This window comes from Glutamicibacter sp. NPDC090743, assembly GCF_044769125.1.
GTDB lineage: Bacteria > Actinomycetota > Actinomycetes > Actinomycetales > Micrococcaceae > Glutamicibacter.
Genome location: NZ_JBIVXE010000008.1, coordinates 27129 through 47873 on the forward strand (window position 1 = coordinate 27129; position 20745 = coordinate 47873).

The following is a 20745-nucleotide window of genomic DNA, read 5'->3' on the forward strand; positions in this document are numbered from 1 at the left end:
TTGACCAAGAGTCATGCACGCGGACGTCGCCGCGCCGACGTTCCACGCACCAACTCGCTACAGGCGATTTCGCAGGCCGTAGCATCCAACGCTGGCTCGGTAGGCCGCCAGGCCGCCGTTGTAGCTGCAGCATCCGGCTTGATCGTCACTCTGGGCGTGCCTGGCCAGGCAACTGCACCACGTGACGTTTCTGCATCGCCTGTTGACACCATCAATCCAGAGCGTGTTGCAGTCAAGGCAGTAAAGGTAGCTGCTGACAAGAAGGCTGATGTCGCAATCGAGCGCGCCAGCTTCACCGCTGAAGAGAAGCCAGAGCCTGTTGTCATTGCAGTTTCGAATGACATCACCCCAACTACCCGCAGCAGCAACTCGGGTAACTCTGATTCGATGGCCCCGATGACTCGTCAGAGCCGTTCGGGTGGACAGGAATCGGCTCCGCAGCAGAAGGCTCAGCCAAAGGCTGAAACTCCTGTTCAGACCTCCAACCTTTCCGGCATCGCAGGCACCGCTGCCAAGTACGTGGGCGTTCCATACGTATGGGGTGGCAACGGTCCAAGCGGCTGGGATTGCTCCGGCTTCGTCAAGTACGTCTACGCGCAGCACGGCATCAACATTGCTCGCGGCACCTCGGCCATCCTCGGATCCGGCCAGTTCGTCCGCACCAGCAACCCTAAGCCAGGCGACTTGGTATTCCAGAACGGTGGCGGCCACGTCGGCATCTACCTGGGCGGCGGCCAGATGATCGGCGCGCAGAACCCAACCGTGGACACCATGATCCACTCGGTTTCGCGCAACCCGCTGTACGGCTACTACACCCTAGCTGGCTAAGCTTCAAAGCTTTTCATAGGCCATCGGATGAGAAAGACATCCGATGGCCTATGTTCGTTTAACCAGTTGAACTCCGGGCATCAGAACGATGAAAAGAAGACAATTTCTTGGTTAGGTACCCACCAATAATCCGAAGCATCGCATAGGCTAGCGCTTAGAGACACTCCGAGCAGAACGCGAGCTCCATCAATGCCAGATGGTGGCCATCGGTTCATGAAGGTAGTACGAGCAATGCGAACTTTGGTATTAAACGCAGGATACGAACCACTAGCAGTTGTGACGTTCCGTCGAGCACTAGTGCTAGTCATGACCGAAAAAGCGAGCATCGTTCTCCAAGATGATCTCGCCCCCATCCGCAGTTCTCATGGAGATCTACCTCGGCCAACTGTCATCGTTCTGAAACGCTATGTACGACGCCCCTACAGGGACATGCAACATGTCACCCGTAGGGGCGTTCTGCGTAGAGACGCTTTTACCTGCGCGTATTGCGGCAAAGCTGCCAATACGATTGACCACGTGATTCCCCGCAGCAGGGGAGGCCAGAACACCTGGGAGAACCTCGTGGCCGCTTGCCTGCTATGCAATAGCCGCAAAGCGGACAAGATGCTCTCGCAACTGGGCTGGCAACTGCGTATTACACCTCATCGTCCACGCGTTGCTGGCCATCTGGTTTCGGGACTGCAGCACGTTGATGCGGCATGGGACGAATACTTGCACGCAAGCTAGCCGCTGGCCTGATGCTGCTGGGAGGAACCCAGTGGCGCCTATTTCTTGCTGCGTTCAATGGCTAGCGGCAGGACGCGGTCGCGAAGCAACGGAGCTAGATCGTCGCGTTCCAGGGCCACCTGCGGGTCGATCCACAGCAGCTCCTCCAATTCCGCTAACGGGACGAGTTCGCCATCGAAGGCTGCGCTGTATAAAGAGGCGCGGATCATCGTCTCCGCCTCGTTGGCAGCCGGTCCGATCCATTCGCCGTCGTATTGCAGCTCGTCAGCGGTGAAGCTGAGGCCCAATTCTTCACGAATTTCTCGAATGATAGTTTGTAACGCTGTTTCCCCGGCTTCGGGTTTGCCGCCAGGTTGCATGAACTTCGTCGTTCCACGCTTGCGAACCAGGAGAATTTCTCCTTGGTTGTTGATTAAACACGCCGCTGAGATCGTCAAATTTTTCTTCACTAAAACACAATATCGCGTGTTTATAGGAGTTAGAGATGGTAACGTGCTTAATTGGATCTCCAACGGTTTTAGTTCTAGTTCACCATGGTTACTTTACTCGCAGTATCTAACCGAAGTATTGATGACTACCGAAAACGTTGGAATTGAAAGATCGATCCATCAACTTTACAGATCTATGGAGCAATAAATGCGACGGGGTACAAATCTAGGACGCTTGGGAGACTTCAACCAAGCCGTAATTCTTGAGTCAATTCGACGGGCACCAGAGGGAATTAGCCGCGTTGAACTGGCCGGTTCGACTGGTCTGTCGCCACAGACCATTTCCAACGTTGTCCGCCGTTTGCTGGATGACGGAATCGTCCGAGAAGACCGCACGATCGTCTCCGGACCAGGCAAGCCTCGCACCGTTCTGGAGCTCGAAGGCAACCGTCTTGTTTCCATTGGCATCCACCTAGACCCCAGCGTGCTGACCTTCGTCGCAATGAACCTGCGCGGCGAGGTCCTGCGCGAACGCCGCATCGAAGTTCCCAACCTCGAAGTAGCTACCGAAACTGTCCAGCTCATGGCAACTACCGTTAAGGAACTCATTGCCGAGATCCGCGTGCCGAAGAAGCACATCGTCGGTGTCGGCATTGCTGTTCCGGGTCCAGTAAACGTCGAAGAAGGAGTGGTGCTGAACCCGCCACTGCTCGATGGCTGGGCAGATGTTGAACTGGTGAACCCGCTGCGCAAGCTCTTGCGCCTGCAGGTCATTATCGAAAAGGACACCATCGCTTCAGCAGTTGGCGAACTGTGGCAGTCCAAGGAAGAGAAGAACAACGACTTCGTCTTCATTTACTGCGGTCACGGCTTCGGCGCTGGCCTGGTATTCAACGGCGATGTCCACCACGGTGCAAGCAACAACGCTGGCGAAATCGGCCACTACTCAACCGGTTACAAATCTGTGGCCTGCGAACAATGCGGTGCGGAGGATTGCCTCGCTTCCGGCACCTCCTACGAATTCATCGCCGCGCAGGCCAAGGAGCGCGGGCTGGAACTGCCAAGCTACGAAATCGTTGGCCCGGAACAGCGGGCTGCCGGAATGAACCGCCTCTACGAGCTGGCTCACGAAGGAAACAAGGTCGCCAAGGAACTGGTCACCGAAGCCATGATCAAGGTTGGCGAAGTTGCCGGCCAGCTTGCCAACTCGCTGGACGTTCGCGAAGTCGTCTTCGGCGGTCCACAGTGGGAAAAGGTATCCGAACTGGTCGACGATCAAGTCCGCGACGCCATTGGCCGCCGCTTCGCCCTGCGCGGAGTGCATGAAATCGAAACCCGCACCTCCGAGCTCGGCTCCAACGTCGGCGCCATCGGTGGCGCTTGCGTGGTCATGGACGCTTCGCTGTCGCCAAAGGCGACCGCATTGCTGCTGCGTTAAGCGAGACTCATACTAAGCACTGCGGGTACGTTCCAGATGGAACGTACCCGCAGTGCTTAACTCCGTAGTAACGACAAGAGCCTTGTTTCCCGTCCGAGGACTGGAAACAAGGCTCTAGTTGTGCCCCTGGCCGGAATCGAACCGACGGCCTACCCTTTAGGAGAGGGTCGCTCTATCCTACTGAGCTACAGGGGCATGGGCGTGAAAACACCAACAACACTATCTTACTAGGATGTCCCGGGTGTAATTCCCACGCACTGGCTTAGGCAGTACCCTCGCGAATTGCGAGCATCTTTGCCTTGAGCGCACGATTGGCACGGATAGCGCCAAGACCCACAACAAGCCCCGCAGTGATGATCAGCAGTGCCCAGCGGATGGTCGTGAGGATCGATGCCAAAACGACAGCTCCTTCACTGAGGTCTCCAGTGAACAGGGTATCAATTGCGAAGTTCTCCCAAATATCGATTGCTGCGAAGCCCAGAGGGGCAACCCAAGCCAGCCAACGCGTCTGGCGGTGAGGAATCCAGCGGATGAACAACAGCATGGAGAAGACCGCCGTAAACATCGGGAAGAGGAAACCAGCGGTCTTGTGCAAGTAGTTGAGCTGGCCAACAGCATCTCCATCCATGGCGCCACGCAATGCTTCTATGTCGCTTACGGTGTAGCCGAAAATACGCTGATCGGGCATCGCCAGGGAACCGCTGAGGTCCTGCATCTGCACCATCGTGAGCAGATGGTAGTACGCGAATAGCGCAGCGCATATGATCAAGCCCACCGAGATCAGCAGCATCGGGTTCGAACTGTTCTCGTGGGAGGTGCTTTGCACCTTGCCTGGCCCCATGTTCATGCCGCGCGGCGCGTTCGGCGCCTGGGCGAACTGCTGGGGCTTGCGGTATTCCTTGGTTTTCCTGACCTTCTTTGCCATATCTCCTATTATGCCCGGCCAATAGCGTGGGCTTTCCCGCTCACACTGAAAGTGTCCGGCGCTCCACGTAGACTGGCTACATCATGGATTTCCTTTTTGACGATTTCGCCCCGGATACCGCACAGCAGGTCATGCCCACTGCTGAGGAGCTTTTGGTCGGCATGAACCCGCAGCAGGAAGAAGCAGTTCGTTATGCTGGGGGCCCGTTGCTGATCGTGGCCGGCGCTGGTTCAGGAAAGACCCGTGTGCTCACGCACCGCATTGCCTACCTCCTGGCGACCGGCCGTGCTCGGCCGCACGAAATCCTGGCGATCACCTTCACCAACAAGGCCGCTGCCGAAATGCGCGAACGAGCCGCTGAGCTTATTGGCGACGAGCAAGCGAAGAAGATGTGGATCTCTACTTTCCACTCCTCATGCGTGCGTATTTTGCGTCGCGAGGCGGCCACCATTGGAATGAAATCCAACTTCTCAATCTACGACTCCACGGATTCCTTGCGCCTGATCACCTTAGTCGCCAAATCTTTGGAGATCGACCCGAAGCGTTTCACGCCCAAGGCAATTGCCCACAAGATCTCCTCGTTGAAAAATGAGCTGATAGATGATGAAGACTACGCGGCGACGATCAATACCAATGATCCGTTCTCGCGAGCCGTTTCCGATGTCTACCGCGGTTACACCCGCCGCCTGCGCGCTGCCAACGCCATGGACTTCGACGACCTGATTGGACAGGTCGTCTACATGTTCCGTGCGTTCCCGCGAGTGGCCGATAACTACCGCCGCCGGTTCCGCCATGTGCTCATTGACGAATACCAGGATACTAACCACGCCCAGTACTCGCTGGTGCGTGAACTCACCGGTGCCGAAGGTGATACCGTCCCAGGCGAACTGACCGTTGTCGGCGACTCCGACCAGTCGATTTACGCTTTCCGCGGTGCCGATATCCGCAACATCGTCGACTTCGAAAAGGACTATCCGAACGCGGCAACCATCAAGCTGGAACAGAACTATCGTTCCACCCAGACGATTCTGTCCGCGGCCAACGAGGTCATCAAGCGAAACCCCGACCGCAATGACAAGAAGCTGTGGACTGCCAGCGGCGACGGCGAGAAGATCACCGGTTATGTTGGTGAATCAGAATCCGACGAAGCACGCTGGATTGCCGAAGAAATACTGCGCTTGAACGATGACGAGGATGTCCGCCCGGGCGACGTGGCGATCTTCTACCGCACTAACGCCCAATCGCGTGCACTGGAAGAACAGCTGATGCGCGTGGACCTGAAGTACCGCGTAGTCGGCGGCACCCGGTTCTACGACCGCAAGGAAATCAAGGACGCACTGGCCTACCTGCGCGCCTTGGTAAACCCGGATGATGACATCAACGTCCGCCGTATCCTCAACGAGCCCAAGCGCGGCATCGGCGACCGTGCCGAAGGCGCCGTGGCAGCGTTGGCTGAACGGGATCGCGTTTCCTTCATGGACGCATTGCGCCGTTCGGATGAAGCACCAGGCTTGGGAACCCGCGGAATCAAGATGACTGCTGCGTTTGTCTCCATGATGGATGACTTGAAGACCGTGGCAGAAGGCTCAGGCCCGGCAGAGGCCCTTGAAGCAGTGCTGGAGCAGACCGGTTACCTGGAGACCCTTCGGCTCTCCTCGGATCCGCAGGATGAGTCGCGGGTGGAGAACCTTGCCGAATTGGTCGCCGTGGTCCGGGACTACGTGAACGAAGAACCGGAAGGCGGTCTCGAAGGGTTCCTGGAGCGCGTGGCGCTCGTAGCCGATGCCGACCAGATTCCAGAGGCTCCCAGCGATGATGAGGGAGCAGCAATGGCCGTGCAGGAAGGCGTGGTCACCTTGATGACCCTGCATACTGCCAAGGGCTTGGAATTTCCGGTGGTCTTCCTGACGGGCATGGAGCACGGTGTCTTCCCGCACCAGCGTTCCATGACCGACGAAAAGGAGCTCGCCGAAGAACGCCGCTTGGCCTATGTCGGACTGACCCGTGCCCGTGAACGCCTGTACCTCACCCGTGCCGAACAGCGCAGCCTTTGGGGGCAGGCCCAGTACAACCCTGCGAGCCAGTTCCTGGAAGAGGTTCCGGGCGAGCTGATCGACTGGAAGAGCGAGGGCTCTGGCGGTGGAATGGGCTTCGGTTTCGGTAACGCAGCGGTGAATTTCGCCACGAGCAGATATGAACGTGGCAGCCACTGGGGTGCAGGTTCGGCATCGGCGCAACCGGTGCGAGGGCACAACGCCGCCCCTATTTCCAAGACGCGAGTTGTGCAGAATAAGGACATTACCATCCCTGAAGTCGGGCAGAATGTTAAGCATTCCTCGTTTGGCTTGGGCACTGTTATTGCTTTAGAAGGCGCAGGCGACAAGACGGTGGCCAAGGTGCAGTTCCCGGACTCCGAGAAGAGGCTATTGCTGCGCTATGCACCGCTAGAAATCGTGGACTAGCCGACGGGCCCTCCGTGTTTCCTGCGTCACATTCGGCTGCTTTGATGCAGGACCCGCGAGTTTCTCTACGTGTTGTAAAAGTGGGAAGTTTGCGAAAGTCGGGATAGTCTGAGAGGTGCGCACGGGCTACGGCGCCTAACGACGTCCCGGTAGTTGCGGTGCGCTCTCTTTGGCATGGCATGGATTTCGGTCTGTGGCCGTGCCGCGAGTCAGCATGAACTTCGAACGAAGGACACAAACCCGTGGACCTGTATGAGTACCAGGCGCGCGATCTATTCGAGGCACACGGCGTTCCCGTGCTTGCCGGTATCGTCGCTTACACCCCGGAAGAAGCAAAAGCCGCAGCTGAGAAGATCGGCGGCGTTGTTGTAGTAAAGGCACAGGTCAAGGTTGGTGGCCGTGGCAAGGCTGGCGGCGTCAAGGTCGCTAAGACCGCCGACGAAGCTTTCGAGCACGCTTCCAACATCCTCGGTATGGACATCAAGGGCCACACCGTAAACAAGGTCATGATCGCTCAGGGCGCCGACATTGCTGAGGAATTCTACTTCTCCGTACTGCTCGACCGTGCAAACCGCAACTACCTGGCCATGTGCTCGGTAGAAGGTGGCATGGAGATCGAGGTGCTCGCAGTTGAGCGCCCGGATGCTCTGGCGAAGGTTGCCGTTGACCCAATCGTCGGCATTGATGCCGCGAAGGCCGCTGAAATCGTTGAGGCAGCTAACTTCCCTGAAGAGCTGCGCGCAAAGGTTGCAGACACCATCCAGAAGCTCTGGGTTGTATTCAAGGAAGAAGACGCCACCCTCGTAGAGGTAAACCCACTGGTGAAGACCGGTGCCGGTGACATCGTTGCACTGGATGGCAAGGTTTCCCTGGACGACAACGCATCTGAGGTTCGCCACCCGGCTCACGAAGAGCTCGAGGACAAGGGCGCAGCCGATCCGCTGGAAGCCAAGGCAAAGGCCGCTGGCCTGAACTACGTCAAGCTGGACGGCGAAGTAGGCATCATCGGCAACGGTGCTGGCCTGGTCATGTCGACCCTGGACGTTGTTGCCTACGCTGGCGAGAACCACGGTTCGGTCAAGCCTGCTAACTTCCTTGACATTGGCGGTGGCGCATCGGCTGAGGTCATGGCTAACGGCCTTGACGTCATCCTGAATGACCCACAGGTCAAGTCGGTCTTCGTCAACGTCTTCGGTGGCATCACCGCATGTGACGCTGTCGCAAACGGCATCGTTGGCGCGCTGAACACCCTGGGTGACGCAGCGAACAAGCCACTGGTTGTCCGCCTGGACGGCAACAACGTTGAAGAGGGTCGCGCCATCTTGGCCGAGGCCAACCACCCGTTGGTCACCCTGGCAGCAACCATGGATGAGGGCGCCGACAAGGCTGCCGAGCTCGCCAACGCAGCGAAGTAAGAGGGATAAGCGAACAATGAGCATTTACCTGAACAAGGACTCCAAGGTCATCGTCCAGGGCATCACCGGCGGCGAAGGCACCAAGCACACCGCCCTGATGCTCAAGGCTGGCACCAACATTGTTGGCGGCGTTAACGCCCGCAAGGCCGGCACCACCGTGACCCACGGTGACAAGGACATCAAGGTTTTCGGCACCGTGGCTGAGGCCAAGGCCGAGACCGGCGCAGACGTATCGATCGTCTTCGTCCCACCTAAGTTCACCAAGGACGCAGTCGTTGAGGCTATCGAGGCCGAAGTTGGCCTCGTTGTAGTCATCACCGAAGGTGTTCCAGTACAGGACTCCGCTGAGTTCTGGGCTCTGGCACAGTCGAAGGTTGACGCCGACGGCAACCAGATCACCCGCATCATCGGCCCTAACTGCCCAGGCATCATCACCCCAGGTGAAGCACTGGTTGGTATCACCCCGAACAACATCACCGGCAAGGGCCCAATCGGCTTGGTTTCCAAGTCAGGTACCCTGACCTACCAGATGATGTACGAACTGCGCGACTTGGGCTTCTCGACCGCAATCGGCATCGGCGGCGACCCAGTCATCGGCACCACCCACATCGATGCCCTGGCTGCTTTCGAAGCTGATCCAGAAACCAAGGCCATCGTCATGATCGGTGAAATCGGTGGCGACGCTGAAGAGCGCGCTGCTGATTACATCAAGGCCAACGTCACCAAGCCAGTTGTTGGCTACGTGGCTGGCTTCACCGCTCCTGAGGGCAAGACCATGGGCCACGCAGGCGCCATCGTTTCCGGTTCGGCTGGCACCGCCCAGGCGAAGAAGGAAGCACTGGAAGCTGCAGGCGTCAAGGTCGGCAAGACTCCTTCGGAGACTGCTGTGCTGCTGCGCGAAGTTTACGCAGCTCTCTAAGCTGACGCTGAACCAGGGCTGACGCCCTGGAGCATACGCTGGAAACGAACGGTCGCCGTTTCTCCTGAATCTTCAGGAGAAGCGGCGACCGTTTCGCATTTAATTGAAATCTTCTAGTCAAACCGCTGATGCACTCATAAGCTGATTAGAATATATGGTTCCAGGGTCTAATGAAGAAGGATTGCCGATGATGCGGAGAAGCTACTGGGCAACACTAGCGTGCTTATCCCTGGCATTGGCATCATGCACGAGCCCGGAGGTCGGCGAAAGTACGGGGCCGATGCCTTTGAGCCCCGAAACGGCAAGTTCCTGCGATCGACCGTACATTGCCAGTGGCGGTCAGTTGCGTGGTGCACCGCAGCTGATCCGGGTCGACCGGTTCCATGATCAGCAGATGCGCCAAACTCTGATCGACGCACCCACCGGCTCGACTATCAGCTTCAGCCCTCGTCCCAAGTGGGACAACGTCAATGAAGTGCTCATGGCAGCCAGCGCCGTCTCCGAAACCACTGTCGCCGAAGAGCCCTACGATGCCAGTGACGGGCTGGAATCGTTGATCAGAAGCTCCGACCAGTCTGCGGGGCTTCTGGGCTACTGGGCAGCGCGTCCCGTGACCTACACATATAGCGTTCAATGCCTCAACGAGCAGCAGAGCCGCTACACGCTGGTCTTCGATACCTGGACCGACTCCGAATTCGGAATCCTTGACTGCAAGCTGAGGCTGGATGCGATGGCTCAATGGGCTGCGCAAGCAGCCTATGAATCCTACTGCCAATTCTCCTAGCCGTTGAGCCGGATACAACAATGGCGGGGCTGGTTCCGCTTGGAACCGGCTCCGCCATCGCTTAACCCTATTGCGAGGCTATCTAGCCTAGGACTGCTCCGCCTCGGCGTCTGCAATCTCCTGCTGGTAGTTCATTTCCAATTCAGGAACCTGCTCGAAGAGCGCTTCGACATCGAGGTCAGGGTTCTCGTCCTGGGTTTCAACTAGCTCAATGGCTTCCGCTTCCGACGCGACCGAAGGCAGCGAGCCGGGCAATGGCTTGCGAGCGGATTCGCTCAGGTAGCAGACCGCAATGAAACCCGCGACCGAGGTGCCCATAACCCAGAAGGCCGGAGCCAGGGAGGATTTGGTCAGGGTCACTAACGCCTGCATGATGAACGGCGCGAAGCCACCAAAGATGGCTACGGCGAAGTTGTACGAGATGCCCATGCCACCGTAACGCGAGGCGGTTGGGAACAGCGCTGGCAACGACGAAGCCAGATTGGCAACGTAGAAGACTACCGGGACAGCCAGCAGCGCAAGGCCAAGCAGGGTGGACCAGATCTGGCCATGCATCATGAACAGGAAGGCAGGGATAGCCAGGACGATGGCCGAAACCGAACCAATGAACAGGACCTTGCGACGGCCCACGCTATCGGAAAGCTTGCCCGCCAACGGGATGCACAAGGACATGCCCACCAGGATCGGCAGGGTCAGCAGATTGCCGTGCACCGGATCGTATTCCAGCGTCTCGGTGAGGTACGTAGGCATGTAGCTGGTCAGTGCGTAACCGGCGGTGTTGGCCGCCGATACCAGTACGAAGCCGGTGAGCAATTCGCGCCAGTAGGCCTTCACCAGGTCGATGACGCCCTTCGGGGCATCGGCAGCGCTCCGTGCGTCCTCGCTCGCGCGGTTAGCGGCTTCCTGGGCTTCCTTGAAGGCTGGAGTGTCTTCGATCTTGGCGCGGAACCACAGTGCGATAACACCCAGTGGAAGGGCCACCAGGAATGGAATGCGCCATGCGAAGCCTTCCATGACATCGTCGCTCAGGGTCAGCTGGAGGATGGAGACGAAGGCGGCACCCAGGGCGAAGCCCATGTAGGAACCTAGATCCAGCAGCGAGGCGAAGAATCCGCGACGCTTGTCCGGGGCGTATTCGGTAATGAACGTAGTAGCACCGGCGTACTCGCCGCCAGTGGAGAAGCCCTGGGCAAGCTTCAACACGACCAGGAGAATTGGTGCTGCTACACCCCATACCGAGTAATCCGGGAGGATTCCGATGCCAAACGTGGCCGCTGCCATCATGAGCAGGGTGAAGACCAGAATCTTCTGGCGTCCTACTCGGTCACCCAGCTGGCCCAAAATCACGCCACCAAGCGGGCGCGCGACGAAGGTGACAGCGAATACGCCTAGGCTGAACAGGGTTTGGATTGCAGGCTCGACGGTGTCGGGCATGAAGAGCTTGCCGATAATTACTGCAAGATAGCCGTAGACACCTACGTCGTACCATTCCATCAAATTGCCAACGACGGTACCGCCGATGGCTTTCTTGAGCATCGAATTATCGACGACGTTGACGTCTTCTACCTTCAGGCGGCGTTTCCTCAGGAATCGCTGCTTCCGTGTGTTTTTTGCTTCCATAGTTTCACTCCTCATATCTTTCTTGATCTTGTCCCGGTGCCGGCGACCATATTCATCCACAAGAATGAGGAGCGAAATAGCTGCTCCTTGAGCTGGTTGCGGTCGCCGTGTGACTCGTCGAAATCGATAGATTTCTACTCAAAAATCCGGCGAAAAACCGGCATTGAGCGATGAAACGCTTAAGCGGACAATCATTAAGTTTACCAAAAATTGGATTAATTCCCTGATCGAGGGGCTCTCCAGGGGCGTATGCGTGCCCATGGGAGCAGTCGAATCCTGCGTGGACCTACCGCCGAATACCCACGGAAGCATGGGGCAAACGAGCCATTGGCCAAGTTGTGGATCGAGGTGCGCGAAAAGCCGAAATTGTGTCGAAGGACTCGGAGCGCCAGGGGTTGGAAATCAGCGAAACAACGCGAAAACGGTGCACTTGAAGGTCCTGAATCCGGTGGCGAATGGGGGCTTCCGACGGTAAAAAACGCACGCTGTTCAGCAGCGGTTGGCGCTCAGTCCACAGGGCACAAAAATGCCCCAAGATTGCTGGTGGGCAGCTTGGGGCATGTAGTCGAAGCAGGCTAGCCGCGGAGGCCGGCAGCAGCTTCAGTATCAACTCTCAGGAATGAAGAGCCGATGGCAGCGAACGCGCCCGGAATCAGGAGCATCCGGTGCTTCGGGTTATAGAAAATCTCTTCGAGCGGAGACGCCAGAACTCTGCGAATCTTTTCCAGAAGCCGGTCGTTTTCCAGGGATAGGCGTTCTTGTTCGGTTTCAATCACCACACGATCGTTGTTGATACTCACCGATGCACTCATCCAGTCATCATCGGGGGTACTGAGAGTCTCCGATTTAATCAGGGACACGGTTATTACCGCCTTTGTCGTTCGTATCGCCCGGACGAGGATCCGTCTGGGCGCTTGCCCGATGAACGCACTATGTGTGGCGTAGCGCACATCATCGGTCACTTCGAATATACAGGGTTTTACTGAGCGCCGCCTGCTAATACGGCGGATTTAATCAACCTGTTACTCAAGCAGTCCTCGGATATCTTGGGCGGTCAAGGCCTTGGAGAATCCATCGGCTTCATCCATCACTGTCGAGATCAGCTTGCGTTTGCTTTCCTGCAGCGCCACAACCTTCTCTTCGATGGTGCCCTGCGAAATCATTCGGTACACCATCACCTGTCGCGTCTGGCCGATGCGGTGCGTACGGTCGATAGCCTGGGCTTCCACGGCTGGGTTCCACCATGGATCCAGCAAGAAGCAGTAGTCCGCTTCGGTCAGGTTCAAGCCGAATCCGCCGGCCTTCAAGGAGATCAAGAACAGCGGAGCTTCGCCTTCCTTGAACTGCTCGATGACCTTGGCGCGGTTGCGGGTATTGCCGTCCAGGTAAACGAACTTCACGCCACGCTCGGTCAGCTTGTCGGCCAGCACCTTCAGATACGAGGTGAACTGGCTGAAGATCAGCGCACGGTGGCCTTCGCCCACCACATCATCGAGCTGGTCGAAGAGTGCTTCCAGCTTTGAACCGGGTACGTCCGACAGCGCTGGATCCACCAATGAAGGTTCCAGAGCCAGCATGCGCAGATGGGTCAGCGACTGGAAAATGGTGAAGCGGTTGCGATCCAGATCTTCAACCAGGTGCAAGATTTTCTGGCGTTCGCGGTTCAGATGGGTGTCGTAGACATGCTGGTGTTCTTCGGAAAGGCGCACCAGAAGCTGTTGCTCCTGCTTGGCCGGAAGATCCAGCACCACGGATTCCTTGGTGCGGCGCAGCATGAATGGCTTGATGCGACGCTGCAGCAATGCAAGGGTGTCCTTGTCGCCCAGCACTTCGATAGGGCGGGCGAATTGGCGATTAAAGCGTGTTGTGTTCAGGAACAATGCCGGAGCAACCAGCGACAGCAAAGCACCGAGCTCGGAAAGGTTGTTTTCCATCGGGGTACCAGTGACGGCCAATTTGAAATTGGTCTGCAGGTTCACCGCGGTGCGATGGGCCTTGGTGGATTTGTTCTTCACGAACTGCGCCTCATCGAGGATCAAGCCGGCAAAGCGCTGCGCCTCGTAAATCTCGTCGTTCAGACGCAACAGGGTATAGGTCGTGAGAATGACATCGTAATTCTCGGCCAGTTCCCTCAGCTGCCGTGGCGAAGGCAAGGTGCCCTCGACGCTGACTACCCGCAGGGATGGGGCGAACTTGTTGATTTCCATTTCCCAGTTGGAAACCACCGAGCTCGGGGCGACGACCAAGAACGGCAGACGGGTGCGCTGGGTTGCGGGCAGCTGAGCACATGCCTGCGGATCGGCCCAGAGCTTGTGGGCATGGAGAATCAGGGCAATCGTTTGCAAGGTCTTGCCCAAGCCCATGTCATCGGCGAGGATTCCGCCGAATCCGCCTTCATACAGGCGAGAGAGCCAGTGGAACCCTTCAACCTGGTAAGGGCGCAATTGGGCGTTCAGCGTGTTCGGCACCTGCGCGTGGTGGGCTTCAGCGACCTTGAGCAGTGAACGCATGCGTGCGATAAACAAGTCCGCGCCGTCAATGCCTTCAGCCATCTCATCAAGTTCTTCGAACAATGAGATTTGGAAGACCGTAAGCTTCAGGTCTCCCTCCTTCGGCTTGTCATTCATTGCCTGCGCCTCGTCAACGAGCGCCTTGAGCTTGGCGAACATGGGGTGGTTCAACGAGAACCAAGTGTTATCCGGCAGGCGCAGCTTCATCTGGCCATTGCTCATGGCCTCGACGATCTGCGAGAAAGGAACCTCGTGGTTGCCCACGGTGATCAGCAAGCCAAGGTCCAGCCAGTCGGTCCGTTCATGATTCACGGCATTGATCTTCAGCTGAGGAAGTTCACGCAGCTGACGGAATTTCGGCCGGGTACCCTTCTCAACCAGCTTGACTTCAGGAATGCGTTCCAGCGCGGGGAGGATCTCGGTGACGAAATCGATGGTGTCATCGCGGGCGTAGAACTTCGGCGACAAGTTGGGATTGCCGCTTTCTTCATGGACCAGGAAAACTTCATGCACTGCGGCCTGAAGCAGTTCCTCGGCCTCAAGGTCATACACTTCCTGGTCGCCAGGGATCCCCGGGTAGAGGATCTGGAAGTCCAGCGCGGCGGTGTCGTTCGGTTCGTTATTCTCGTTGAATTCGCGCTTGTAGACCACGGTCGCCTGCACATAGGGCGGTTTCAAAGCAGGCAATTCCAGCTCGTCGCTAACGCTACGCAGCTCGAAACGGCGGGCCAAACGCGGGTAGGAGGATTCAAAGAAATCGTTGATCTCCGGCCTAGGCACGGTGACCGGACGGCGGTCAACATACCAGCGGCGGTGCGCGTCAGGAATCGGCTCAACACTTGGCGCGAGCCAAATCTCATCAGGCTGAGCCAACTGGGCATAGAAACCATGCTCGGCGATGACACCGCTTGGTGCCTCCGGATCGAGAATGAGATCCTGGTTTGCAATGTGCAGGACACCGTCCAATTGCAACCGTTGCTCATCCAGGGAGGCCTGCATGCTGAAGCTGGCTGGAGCAACGATGCGCACGCGCTGCTCGGATCGGGTCGTGATCAGTGGAATTCCCAGCTCATCAGCTTGGTCAAGCAGTGGCCAGAGCAGCTCGGAAGCGTACTCGTCCAGGAACAGCCAGTCTTCATCCACCTTGAACTGCAGCTGGCTATCGCTGCGCGCCATGGAGGCAAAGCGGGTAAACCAGTGGTGCTGCGCCCGCAACAGGTTCCAGCCGTAGGTCTTGAAGCCCAGGGTGGTCCAGCGAAGCTGGCCACGAACCCAACGGCCTTCGGTGTTGCGAACCATTGGGCGCACTCCCAAGCGGAAGCGCTTATTGCGGGTCGGGTGCGGGATGGTTCCGGTCGGCATCCATTGTTGCTGCTGGGTGGCGTCCTTCGAATCGAAGAGCAGGAACTGAAGCGCCATCGGCACTACCGGATCGTGCTGCGAACCAAGCAGGCCATCGGCCGGGCCCGGCTCGGACTCTTCAAACCATGAATCGATTTGCTGCGACCAAACTGTGTTCGGCTTCTCTTCCCGGGCAGGCACGGGGCGTGGCTGGGAAGCGATCTTGTTGGAGACAATAGCCAGTGCCGCGATGTGCGAGCAGATGCCCGGTGCGTCGCAGGTGCACTCGCACGATTCGATCTTCCACTCTCCACCGTCCATGAGGACCTGGATCATCGGAGAATATTCTTCGCCAGAATCGGTGACGGTGCCTTCGATCTGGTGGGTGCTTTCGTCGAATTCCACGTCAACCACGGAATTTGCTTCTGCAGCCAGGTTCTTTCCATAGAAGAAAGGAACGTTGCCCAGAAAAGCCAATAAGTGGCGGGCATCAATGGTTGGTGGAACAGATTCAATCATCCTCTCATCGTTTCACGTTCCGGGCCTTCGCGAAAGTTGAAGGGCCTTTCTGTGAATAATCACTATCTATGACGTAGCGTTGACGCATGTCCCAAGTGTGGCCCTACCTTCCAGCACGCGCAGTGAACATAACGACGCTCGTTGAATTCGACCGTCTCGCAGCCGAAGCGCTGGCTTCCCACCGCGCACGCGGAAAAGGCTGGCGAGTGCACCGTGTTGATCTGCGCGAACGGGATACCGTGCTGGAATCCTTGGATCTTTCCGAAGCGCTATTCATCGATTGCCAGTATTCCGCGCAAGGAGCGCAGATCGTGCAAGCCACTGGCGGGCTGTGCATGAGCTCGGGGGAGGAGCTTCCCTTCGAGACGGTGGCTCGCGGCTTGTATTCGCCGCATGAGTTGTACTCGGGGATCCGGACGCAGACCTACGAGCATGTGCCTGATGCGAAGATCTACGCGTACTCCCAGCAGCATGCAGCGGTGAATTCCGATAGCGATAGCAATGCGCTGGCAAGAACCCTGCATGATCACCACATTGGCCAGGCGCTGGTCTCGGCAGTGTACGAGGGCACGTTCAAGGAAACCCCGATTATCGGGGTGATGGGCGGGCATGCGATGAGCCGGGGCACTGCGCAGTATGCGCAAGCTTTGGAGCTTGGGCGCATGATTACCCGGGCCGGCTACGCGGTCGCCACCGGTGGAGGCCCCGGCGCAATGGAAGCTGCCAATGCCGGTGCGTGGCTGGCCGATTACGGACCAGAAGATGTCGCTACGGCATTGCAGATGCTGGCCGAAGTGCCAGATGCGATCCATCAGCGCACCGGCTGGGCGAGAACTGCGTTGATGGTCAAGGAGCGTTTCCCGAGCCAGCGGCAGTCCCTGGGCGTGCCAACCTGGTTCTACGGCCATGAGCCGCCGAATCTGTTTGCCACCCAGATTGCCAAGTTCTTCACCAATTCCATTCGTGAAGCGATTCTGCTGGAGCAGTCCAACGGCGGGCTGGTAGTTCTGCCCGGGGCCGCTGGCACGGTGCAGGAAATCTTCCAGGATGCCTGCGAAAACTACTACGCTACCGGTGCTCGCGTGGTGCCGATGGTGCTGATCGGCAAGGACTATTGGACGAGGGATCTGCCTGCTTGGCCGCTGCTTCAGGCCCTGGCCAAGGACCGTGTCATGGAACAGAAGATTGCTCTGGTGGAAACCGCCGAAGAAGCGATGGAGTTCATCCAGAGCATGCAAACCCTGCGCCGGCGTACCCGGAGGCCGGAGAACAGCTAGAGCACGGCATGGAAAATGCCGGTACAGACAGTGCCGTACCGGCAGTCGCAACGTAGCGGGCTACTAGCTGATGCTGACGTCGAAGATCAGGCCCAAGCAGTAGGTGATGGCCGCTGCGCCCCAGCCGATGGCTAGCTGGCGCAGGCCGCGCTTGAGTGGCGAGGCACCGGAGAGCAGGCCTACGATCCCGCCGGTGATCATCAGGGCCAATCCCACCAGGACTACCGAGACGATGATCGCGGTCATGCCGGACAGGCCAAGGATATACGGCAGGATCGGCACCACAGCACCGGAAGCAAAGAGGAAGAACGAGGTGGCCGCCGCACCGGTGGCCGAACCCAGCTCCTGGTGCTCCTTCTCGAGTTCTTCGCCGCGACCCTCTGGGTTCAGCGAGAAGTCGGGGTTGCAATCGCAGGTGAACAGGCCCATGCGTTCGGCGGCCCGGTGCTCGGCATCTTCATCGCTCATGCCGCGGGCCTTATAGATTAGCAGCAGCTCGTTGGCGTCCAGATCAAGGTTCGGGGCCGCTGTCAGCGTGACCTGGGTTGGGCGTGAAGCTGTCAGCAGCTCGCGCTGGGAACGCACCGAAACGTATTCGCCAGCTGCCATGGACAGTGCACCGGCCAGCAAGCCGGCAATGCCGGAGAACAGCACGAAGGTCGCTGAAACACCGGTCGCACCGATGCCCATGATCAACGCGAGATTGGAAACCAGCCCGTCGTTGGCGCCGAAGACCGCAGCACGGAAGTTGCCCGAAAGGCGCGCACGGCCTGCTGTAGCAAGCGCGCGAACGACTTCTTCGTGGACCTGTTCGTCGGCCGCCATCTGCGCGGTGGCGTCCTTGTCATCGCGGTAGGGCGAACTGCTCTCGGAGCGCTGGGCCATGGCCAGGACGAAGACCGAACCGAAATGCAATGCCAGGAAACGCAGCATGGTGCGGCGCAGCGACGGGCGGACTTCCTTGACATGTTCGCCGAGCAGGACGCGCCAGTGGGATTCGTGGCGTGCTTCCGCCTCTGCCAGGCCCAGCAGGATTTGCCGTTCCTGCCCGGTTTTCTTTTCCGCGAGGGCCCGGTAGATGGAGCCTTCTGCGACTTCATCAGCGAGATACTTGCGCCATCGCTGGATCTGCGCTTTGGTAGGTTCGGTTGCTGAGTGCTGTGACATCGCGAAGATGACTCTCCTGGAACATGGAGTTTCCCAATGAAACCCGTGGATCGGATCAACTACCCAGTTTAGTCAGGGCTCCTGCACTTGGGAATTTGGCAAGACTAAAAGCAAATCGCTTGCCCGCAGGATCTCCGGCGACTGGCACCACCAGCAGCAATTCAGATGTGGCCGGGTCGAAGGTCGGCCGGCGGGCACAACGAGCAATGAGCTGTTCAAGCCTGAGCGGATCTGCAACGTAGCAGGTGCGCCAGCGGCCTTCGGCCTTGAACTGCACTTGGCCGGTCTGGCGGTCGATGACGGGCAGAATCGGATATGCCATGGGACGTCAACTCTCTTGCGCGCTCTTGCCCGTGCACCTGTTGATGCGCGGACCGCTTCCTCATCCGAACCACCCATGAACTTGGGGTTGGTGCGCGGCCAGTCGGAGCTTGGCGCCGCGTCTCGTGAAGCAACATTTCCGATGGTACCGCCGGTGGCAGGGCGCGGTGAAGTCCGAATGCGTAATATGACTGCGGCTCAGCTGCCCGGGGCAAAGGCATTGGCCAGTTGCTGCAGCTTCTCGCGTTGTTCGGCCCATTGCCCCGCGGTGTAGCCGGGCAGCAGATCCAGTTGCGCGGTCCAGCCAGCACGGCCATCGAGCTGCTCGCGGATAATATCCAGATGCCCTGCATGCCGGGAGGTCTCGGCGAGCGCATGGATGAGCAGGTGATCCAAGGTGGTTTTGCCAGCTGGCCCCCACCACGGTACCTCTACGGGACAGTCCAGGGGCAGGTCGCTGATGGCTTCATCGGCGAAGGCGATGGCTTTCCGATACAGGCCGATCAGCTGTTGCGCATCCATATCTGCTGGCGGGAGGAAATCCGCGTCGGGATCATGCGGCGCAATGAATTCGCGAACGTAGCGGTCATCGGCCCTGCGCTTGAGGCAGGTGCCGAAATATTCGTATTCATTGATCGCCAAATGGTGCAGTACTCCCAGGATATGGGTGCCTGTGGGGGTGAGCGGAGTGCGTGCCAGGTGTTCGGCGAGGCCTTCTGCCTTGTAGATCGCATTCTCGCGCGCGTCGTTCAGGTACCCGCAGAGCTTGTCCTTGGTGCTGTCCATGGACAGAGTCTAGTGAGCGCTGCAGCCTCGCGGTAGAGGGCGCGGTGTGTTTACCATTGGTAAACTTGCCCCGCAGGCCTTGAAGCCAAAGTGGTTGCGGTTGTTGCTGCAGAAAACGTCGAGGAGCCAAACGATGAAAACCTTGCCAGTTGAACCAACCGGTGCTGCGATCAATATCGGTGCGAGGCTGCGCGGGGTGCGCCAGACCCAGCGTATGACCATTGACCAGGTCGCCGAGCTATCCGGACTGACCAAGGGTTTCCTCTCGCGTGTGGAGCGCGACCTGACCAGCCCTTCGGTTTCCACTCTTTTGCGGTTGTGCGAAGTGCTGGGCATGGAGGTCGGTACCCTCTTCGAGGTTCCTGAAACGAAACTGGTCCGACTGGAGCAGGCGCCCCGTGTTTCCCTGGGCGGTGACGGCATCACGGAGCAGCTGGTCACGCCGCGCAGCGAGAAGCGGGTGCAGATGATTCGCGCCGAGATTGCGCCCAAGGGCACCGGTGAAGCGGAACTGTATTCGGTGGATTGCGAGCTGGAAGTGCTGCACGTGATCGCTGGAAAATTCATCCTGGTATTGCCTGATCAGCGCGTAGAACTCGAAGCAGGCGATACGATCACCTTCCCCGGGCGTGAACCGCATAGCTGGGAAAACGATTCTGATGAGGTCGCTGTGGTTACCTGGACGCTGATCCTCTCATGACGCCAAGCCACGGCACTTGCTGCCATGGCACGGCATGCGCAGTGCGGCTGCGCGTTCGTCTGCGGGGAGATGAACCGCGTATTCTAGGAACGATGCGTTGTTCCGGGCGCTCGGGACAATCAGTGATGGGAGAGGCGTGAGGACAGGCGAACCAACCGCTGCGCAAGATCAACTGCGCAGTATCAGCTGGTGGGCTTCGATACTTTTCGGCGTTCTTATTGGCACCACCTTGACCTGGATCCGCACCCAACGCAATTTCTTCTTCATTGGCGCCGCGATTCTGGCCGTCGTCATTGTCACCATTGGCGTGCGGACGATTCGCCGACGGGCACGCTTCCCGGTGATGGCGCAGGCACGCACCTCGTGGGCGTATGTGCTGTGGACCGGTGTCCTGCTGGTCCTGGCCGGACCGATCCAGCTGGTGTACGTAGCTGATGACCTTTCCGAACTGACGATCAAATCGCTGGTCATGTCCGCAGGCTTCTGCCTGGGCATTCACGAGGTCGACCGCGCGCTGGTGAAAGCCAGCAAGAAGCGCTCCGGCAAGGCCTAGCCTCCTGATTTGGGCAAAATAGCCTG

At 58.4% G+C, this 20745-nt stretch carries 18 protein-coding genes, 1 tRNA gene and 1 riboswitch; of the genes, 10 read left to right on the top strand and 9 right to left on the bottom strand.

Translation table 11 applies throughout. From position 1 onward, the window contains the following. Together ACIQTS_RS16270 and ACIQTS_RS16275 are read left to right on the top strand one after the other, a co-directional pair. A complete protein-coding gene (locus ACIQTS_RS16270; RefSeq protein WP_105661598.1) occupies positions 1-828 on the top strand; it encodes a C40 family peptidase in 828 nt (275 codons plus the stop codon). A gap of 429 nt (positions 829-1257) precedes the next feature. Next, positions 1258-1554, top strand: a complete 297-nt coding sequence (locus ACIQTS_RS16275; RefSeq protein ID WP_388025145.1) for an HNH endonuclease — start codon at positions 1258-1260, stop codon at positions 1552-1554. A gap of 38 nt (positions 1555-1592) precedes the next feature. Here the strand turns inward: ACIQTS_RS16275 and ACIQTS_RS16280 are convergent, their stop codons facing one another. Beyond that, on the bottom strand, positions 1593-2003 hold the full coding sequence (locus tag ACIQTS_RS16280) for an NUDIX domain-containing protein (RefSeq protein WP_105659133.1): 411 nt from the start codon (positions 2001-2003) through the stop codon (positions 1593-1595). A gap of 187 nt (positions 2004-2190) precedes the next feature. Between ACIQTS_RS16280 and ACIQTS_RS16285 the strand changes: the two genes are divergently transcribed. After that, positions 2191-3420: an ROK family transcriptional regulator gene (locus tag ACIQTS_RS16285; protein WP_105661599.1), complete on the top strand. Its 1230-nt coding sequence runs from the start codon at positions 2191-2193 to the stop codon at positions 3418-3420. A 121-nt stretch (positions 3421-3541) separates the two neighbouring features. Here ACIQTS_RS16285 and ACIQTS_RS16290 read toward each other — a convergent pair. Next, a tRNA-Arg gene (locus ACIQTS_RS16290) sits at positions 3542-3615 on the bottom strand. Between the two features lie 67 nt (positions 3616-3682). Beyond that, positions 3683-4345 carry a hypothetical protein gene (locus tag ACIQTS_RS16295; RefSeq protein WP_402473904.1) on the bottom strand — a complete coding sequence of 221 codons (663 nt, stop codon included), beginning with the start codon at positions 4343-4345 and terminating at the stop codon, positions 3683-3685. Between the two features lie 83 nt (positions 4346-4428). Here ACIQTS_RS16295 and pcrA point away from each other — a divergent pair, with 83 nt between their 5' ends. The 4 genes from pcrA (at position 4429) to ACIQTS_RS16315 (ending at position 9925) form a co-directional block, all read left to right on the top strand. Then, positions 4429-6807, top strand: a complete 2379-nt coding sequence (gene pcrA, locus ACIQTS_RS16300; protein ID WP_402473905.1) for a DNA helicase PcrA — start codon at positions 4429-4431, stop codon at positions 6805-6807. A gap of 242 nt (positions 6808-7049) precedes the next feature. Further along, positions 7050-8222 carry an ADP-forming succinate--CoA ligase subunit beta gene (gene sucC, locus ACIQTS_RS16305; protein WP_105659137.1) on the top strand — a complete coding sequence of 391 codons (1173 nt, stop codon included), beginning with the start codon at positions 7050-7052 and terminating at the stop codon, positions 8220-8222. A gap of 16 nt (positions 8223-8238) precedes the next feature. Then, positions 8239-9141 carry a succinate--CoA ligase subunit alpha gene (sucD, locus tag ACIQTS_RS16310; protein ID WP_133833227.1) on the top strand — a complete coding sequence of 301 codons (903 nt, stop codon included), beginning with the start codon at positions 8239-8241 and terminating at the stop codon, positions 9139-9141. Positions 9142-9535: 394 nt separating this feature from the next. Continuing rightward, positions 9536-9925 carry a hypothetical protein gene (locus ACIQTS_RS16315; RefSeq protein ID WP_402473906.1) on the top strand — a complete coding sequence of 130 codons (390 nt, stop codon included), beginning with the start codon at positions 9536-9538 and terminating at the stop codon, positions 9923-9925. An 87-nt stretch (positions 9926-10012) separates the two neighbouring features. On the opposite strand, the gene ACIQTS_RS16320 is transcribed toward ACIQTS_RS16315, so the two are convergent. From ACIQTS_RS16320 to ACIQTS_RS16330, 3 genes are all read right to left on the bottom strand, one after another. Next, on the bottom strand, positions 10013-11545 hold the full coding sequence (locus ACIQTS_RS16320; RefSeq protein ID WP_402473907.1) for an MFS transporter: 1533 nt from the start codon (positions 11543-11545) through the stop codon (positions 10013-10015). A 575-nt stretch (positions 11546-12120) separates the two neighbouring features. Beyond that, positions 12121-12405, bottom strand: coding sequence for a hypothetical protein (locus ACIQTS_RS16325; protein ID WP_146112257.1), 285 nt, complete (start codon positions 12403-12405; stop codon positions 12121-12123). Positions 12406-12567: 162 nt separating this feature from the next. After that, positions 12568-15915, bottom strand: coding sequence for a DEAD/DEAH box helicase (locus ACIQTS_RS16330; protein ID WP_105657314.1), 3348 nt, complete (start codon positions 15913-15915; stop codon positions 12568-12570). A gap of 86 nt (positions 15916-16001) precedes the next feature. Here ACIQTS_RS16330 and ACIQTS_RS16335 point away from each other — a divergent pair, with 86 nt between their 5' ends. Continuing rightward, on the top strand, positions 16002-17192 hold the full coding sequence (locus tag ACIQTS_RS16335) for an LOG family protein (RefSeq protein WP_402473908.1): 1191 nt from the start codon (positions 16002-16004) through the stop codon (positions 17190-17192). Between the two features lie 63 nt (positions 17193-17255). Here the strand turns inward: ACIQTS_RS16335 and ACIQTS_RS16340 are convergent, their stop codons facing one another. The 3 genes from ACIQTS_RS16340 to ACIQTS_RS16350 form a co-directional block, all read right to left on the bottom strand. Next, positions 17256-18359 carry a VIT1/CCC1 transporter family protein gene (locus ACIQTS_RS16340; protein ID WP_400291481.1) on the bottom strand — a complete coding sequence of 368 codons (1104 nt, stop codon included), beginning with the start codon at positions 18357-18359 and terminating at the stop codon, positions 17256-17258. 55 nt (positions 18360-18414) lie between these two features. Then, positions 18415-18681 carry a hypothetical protein gene (locus ACIQTS_RS16345; RefSeq protein ID WP_402473909.1) on the bottom strand — a complete coding sequence of 89 codons (267 nt, stop codon included), beginning with the start codon at positions 18679-18681 and terminating at the stop codon, positions 18415-18417. A gap of 16 nt (positions 18682-18697) precedes the next feature. Beyond that, positions 18698-18811, bottom strand: a riboswitch (SAM riboswitch). A 67-nt stretch (positions 18812-18878) separates the two neighbouring features. Further along, the gene (locus tag ACIQTS_RS16350) at positions 18879-19466 is read right to left on the bottom strand and encodes a DinB family protein (RefSeq protein WP_133833222.1); all 588 of its coding nucleotides are present in this window, start codon (positions 19464-19466) and stop codon (positions 18879-18881) included. Between the two features lie 133 nt (positions 19467-19599). Here ACIQTS_RS16350 and ACIQTS_RS16355 point away from each other — a divergent pair, with 133 nt between their 5' ends. Further along, complete coding sequence (locus tag ACIQTS_RS16355; RefSeq protein ID WP_105661607.1) at positions 19600-20166, top strand: helix-turn-helix domain-containing protein; 567 nt, start codon at positions 19600-19602, stop codon at positions 20164-20166. Between the two features lie 136 nt (positions 20167-20302). Further along, positions 20303-20719 (top strand): hypothetical protein, encoded by a 417-nt coding sequence (locus ACIQTS_RS16360; RefSeq protein WP_402473910.1) that lies wholly within the window; start codon positions 20303-20305, stop codon positions 20717-20719. Positions 20720-20745: the final 26 nt, after the last annotated feature.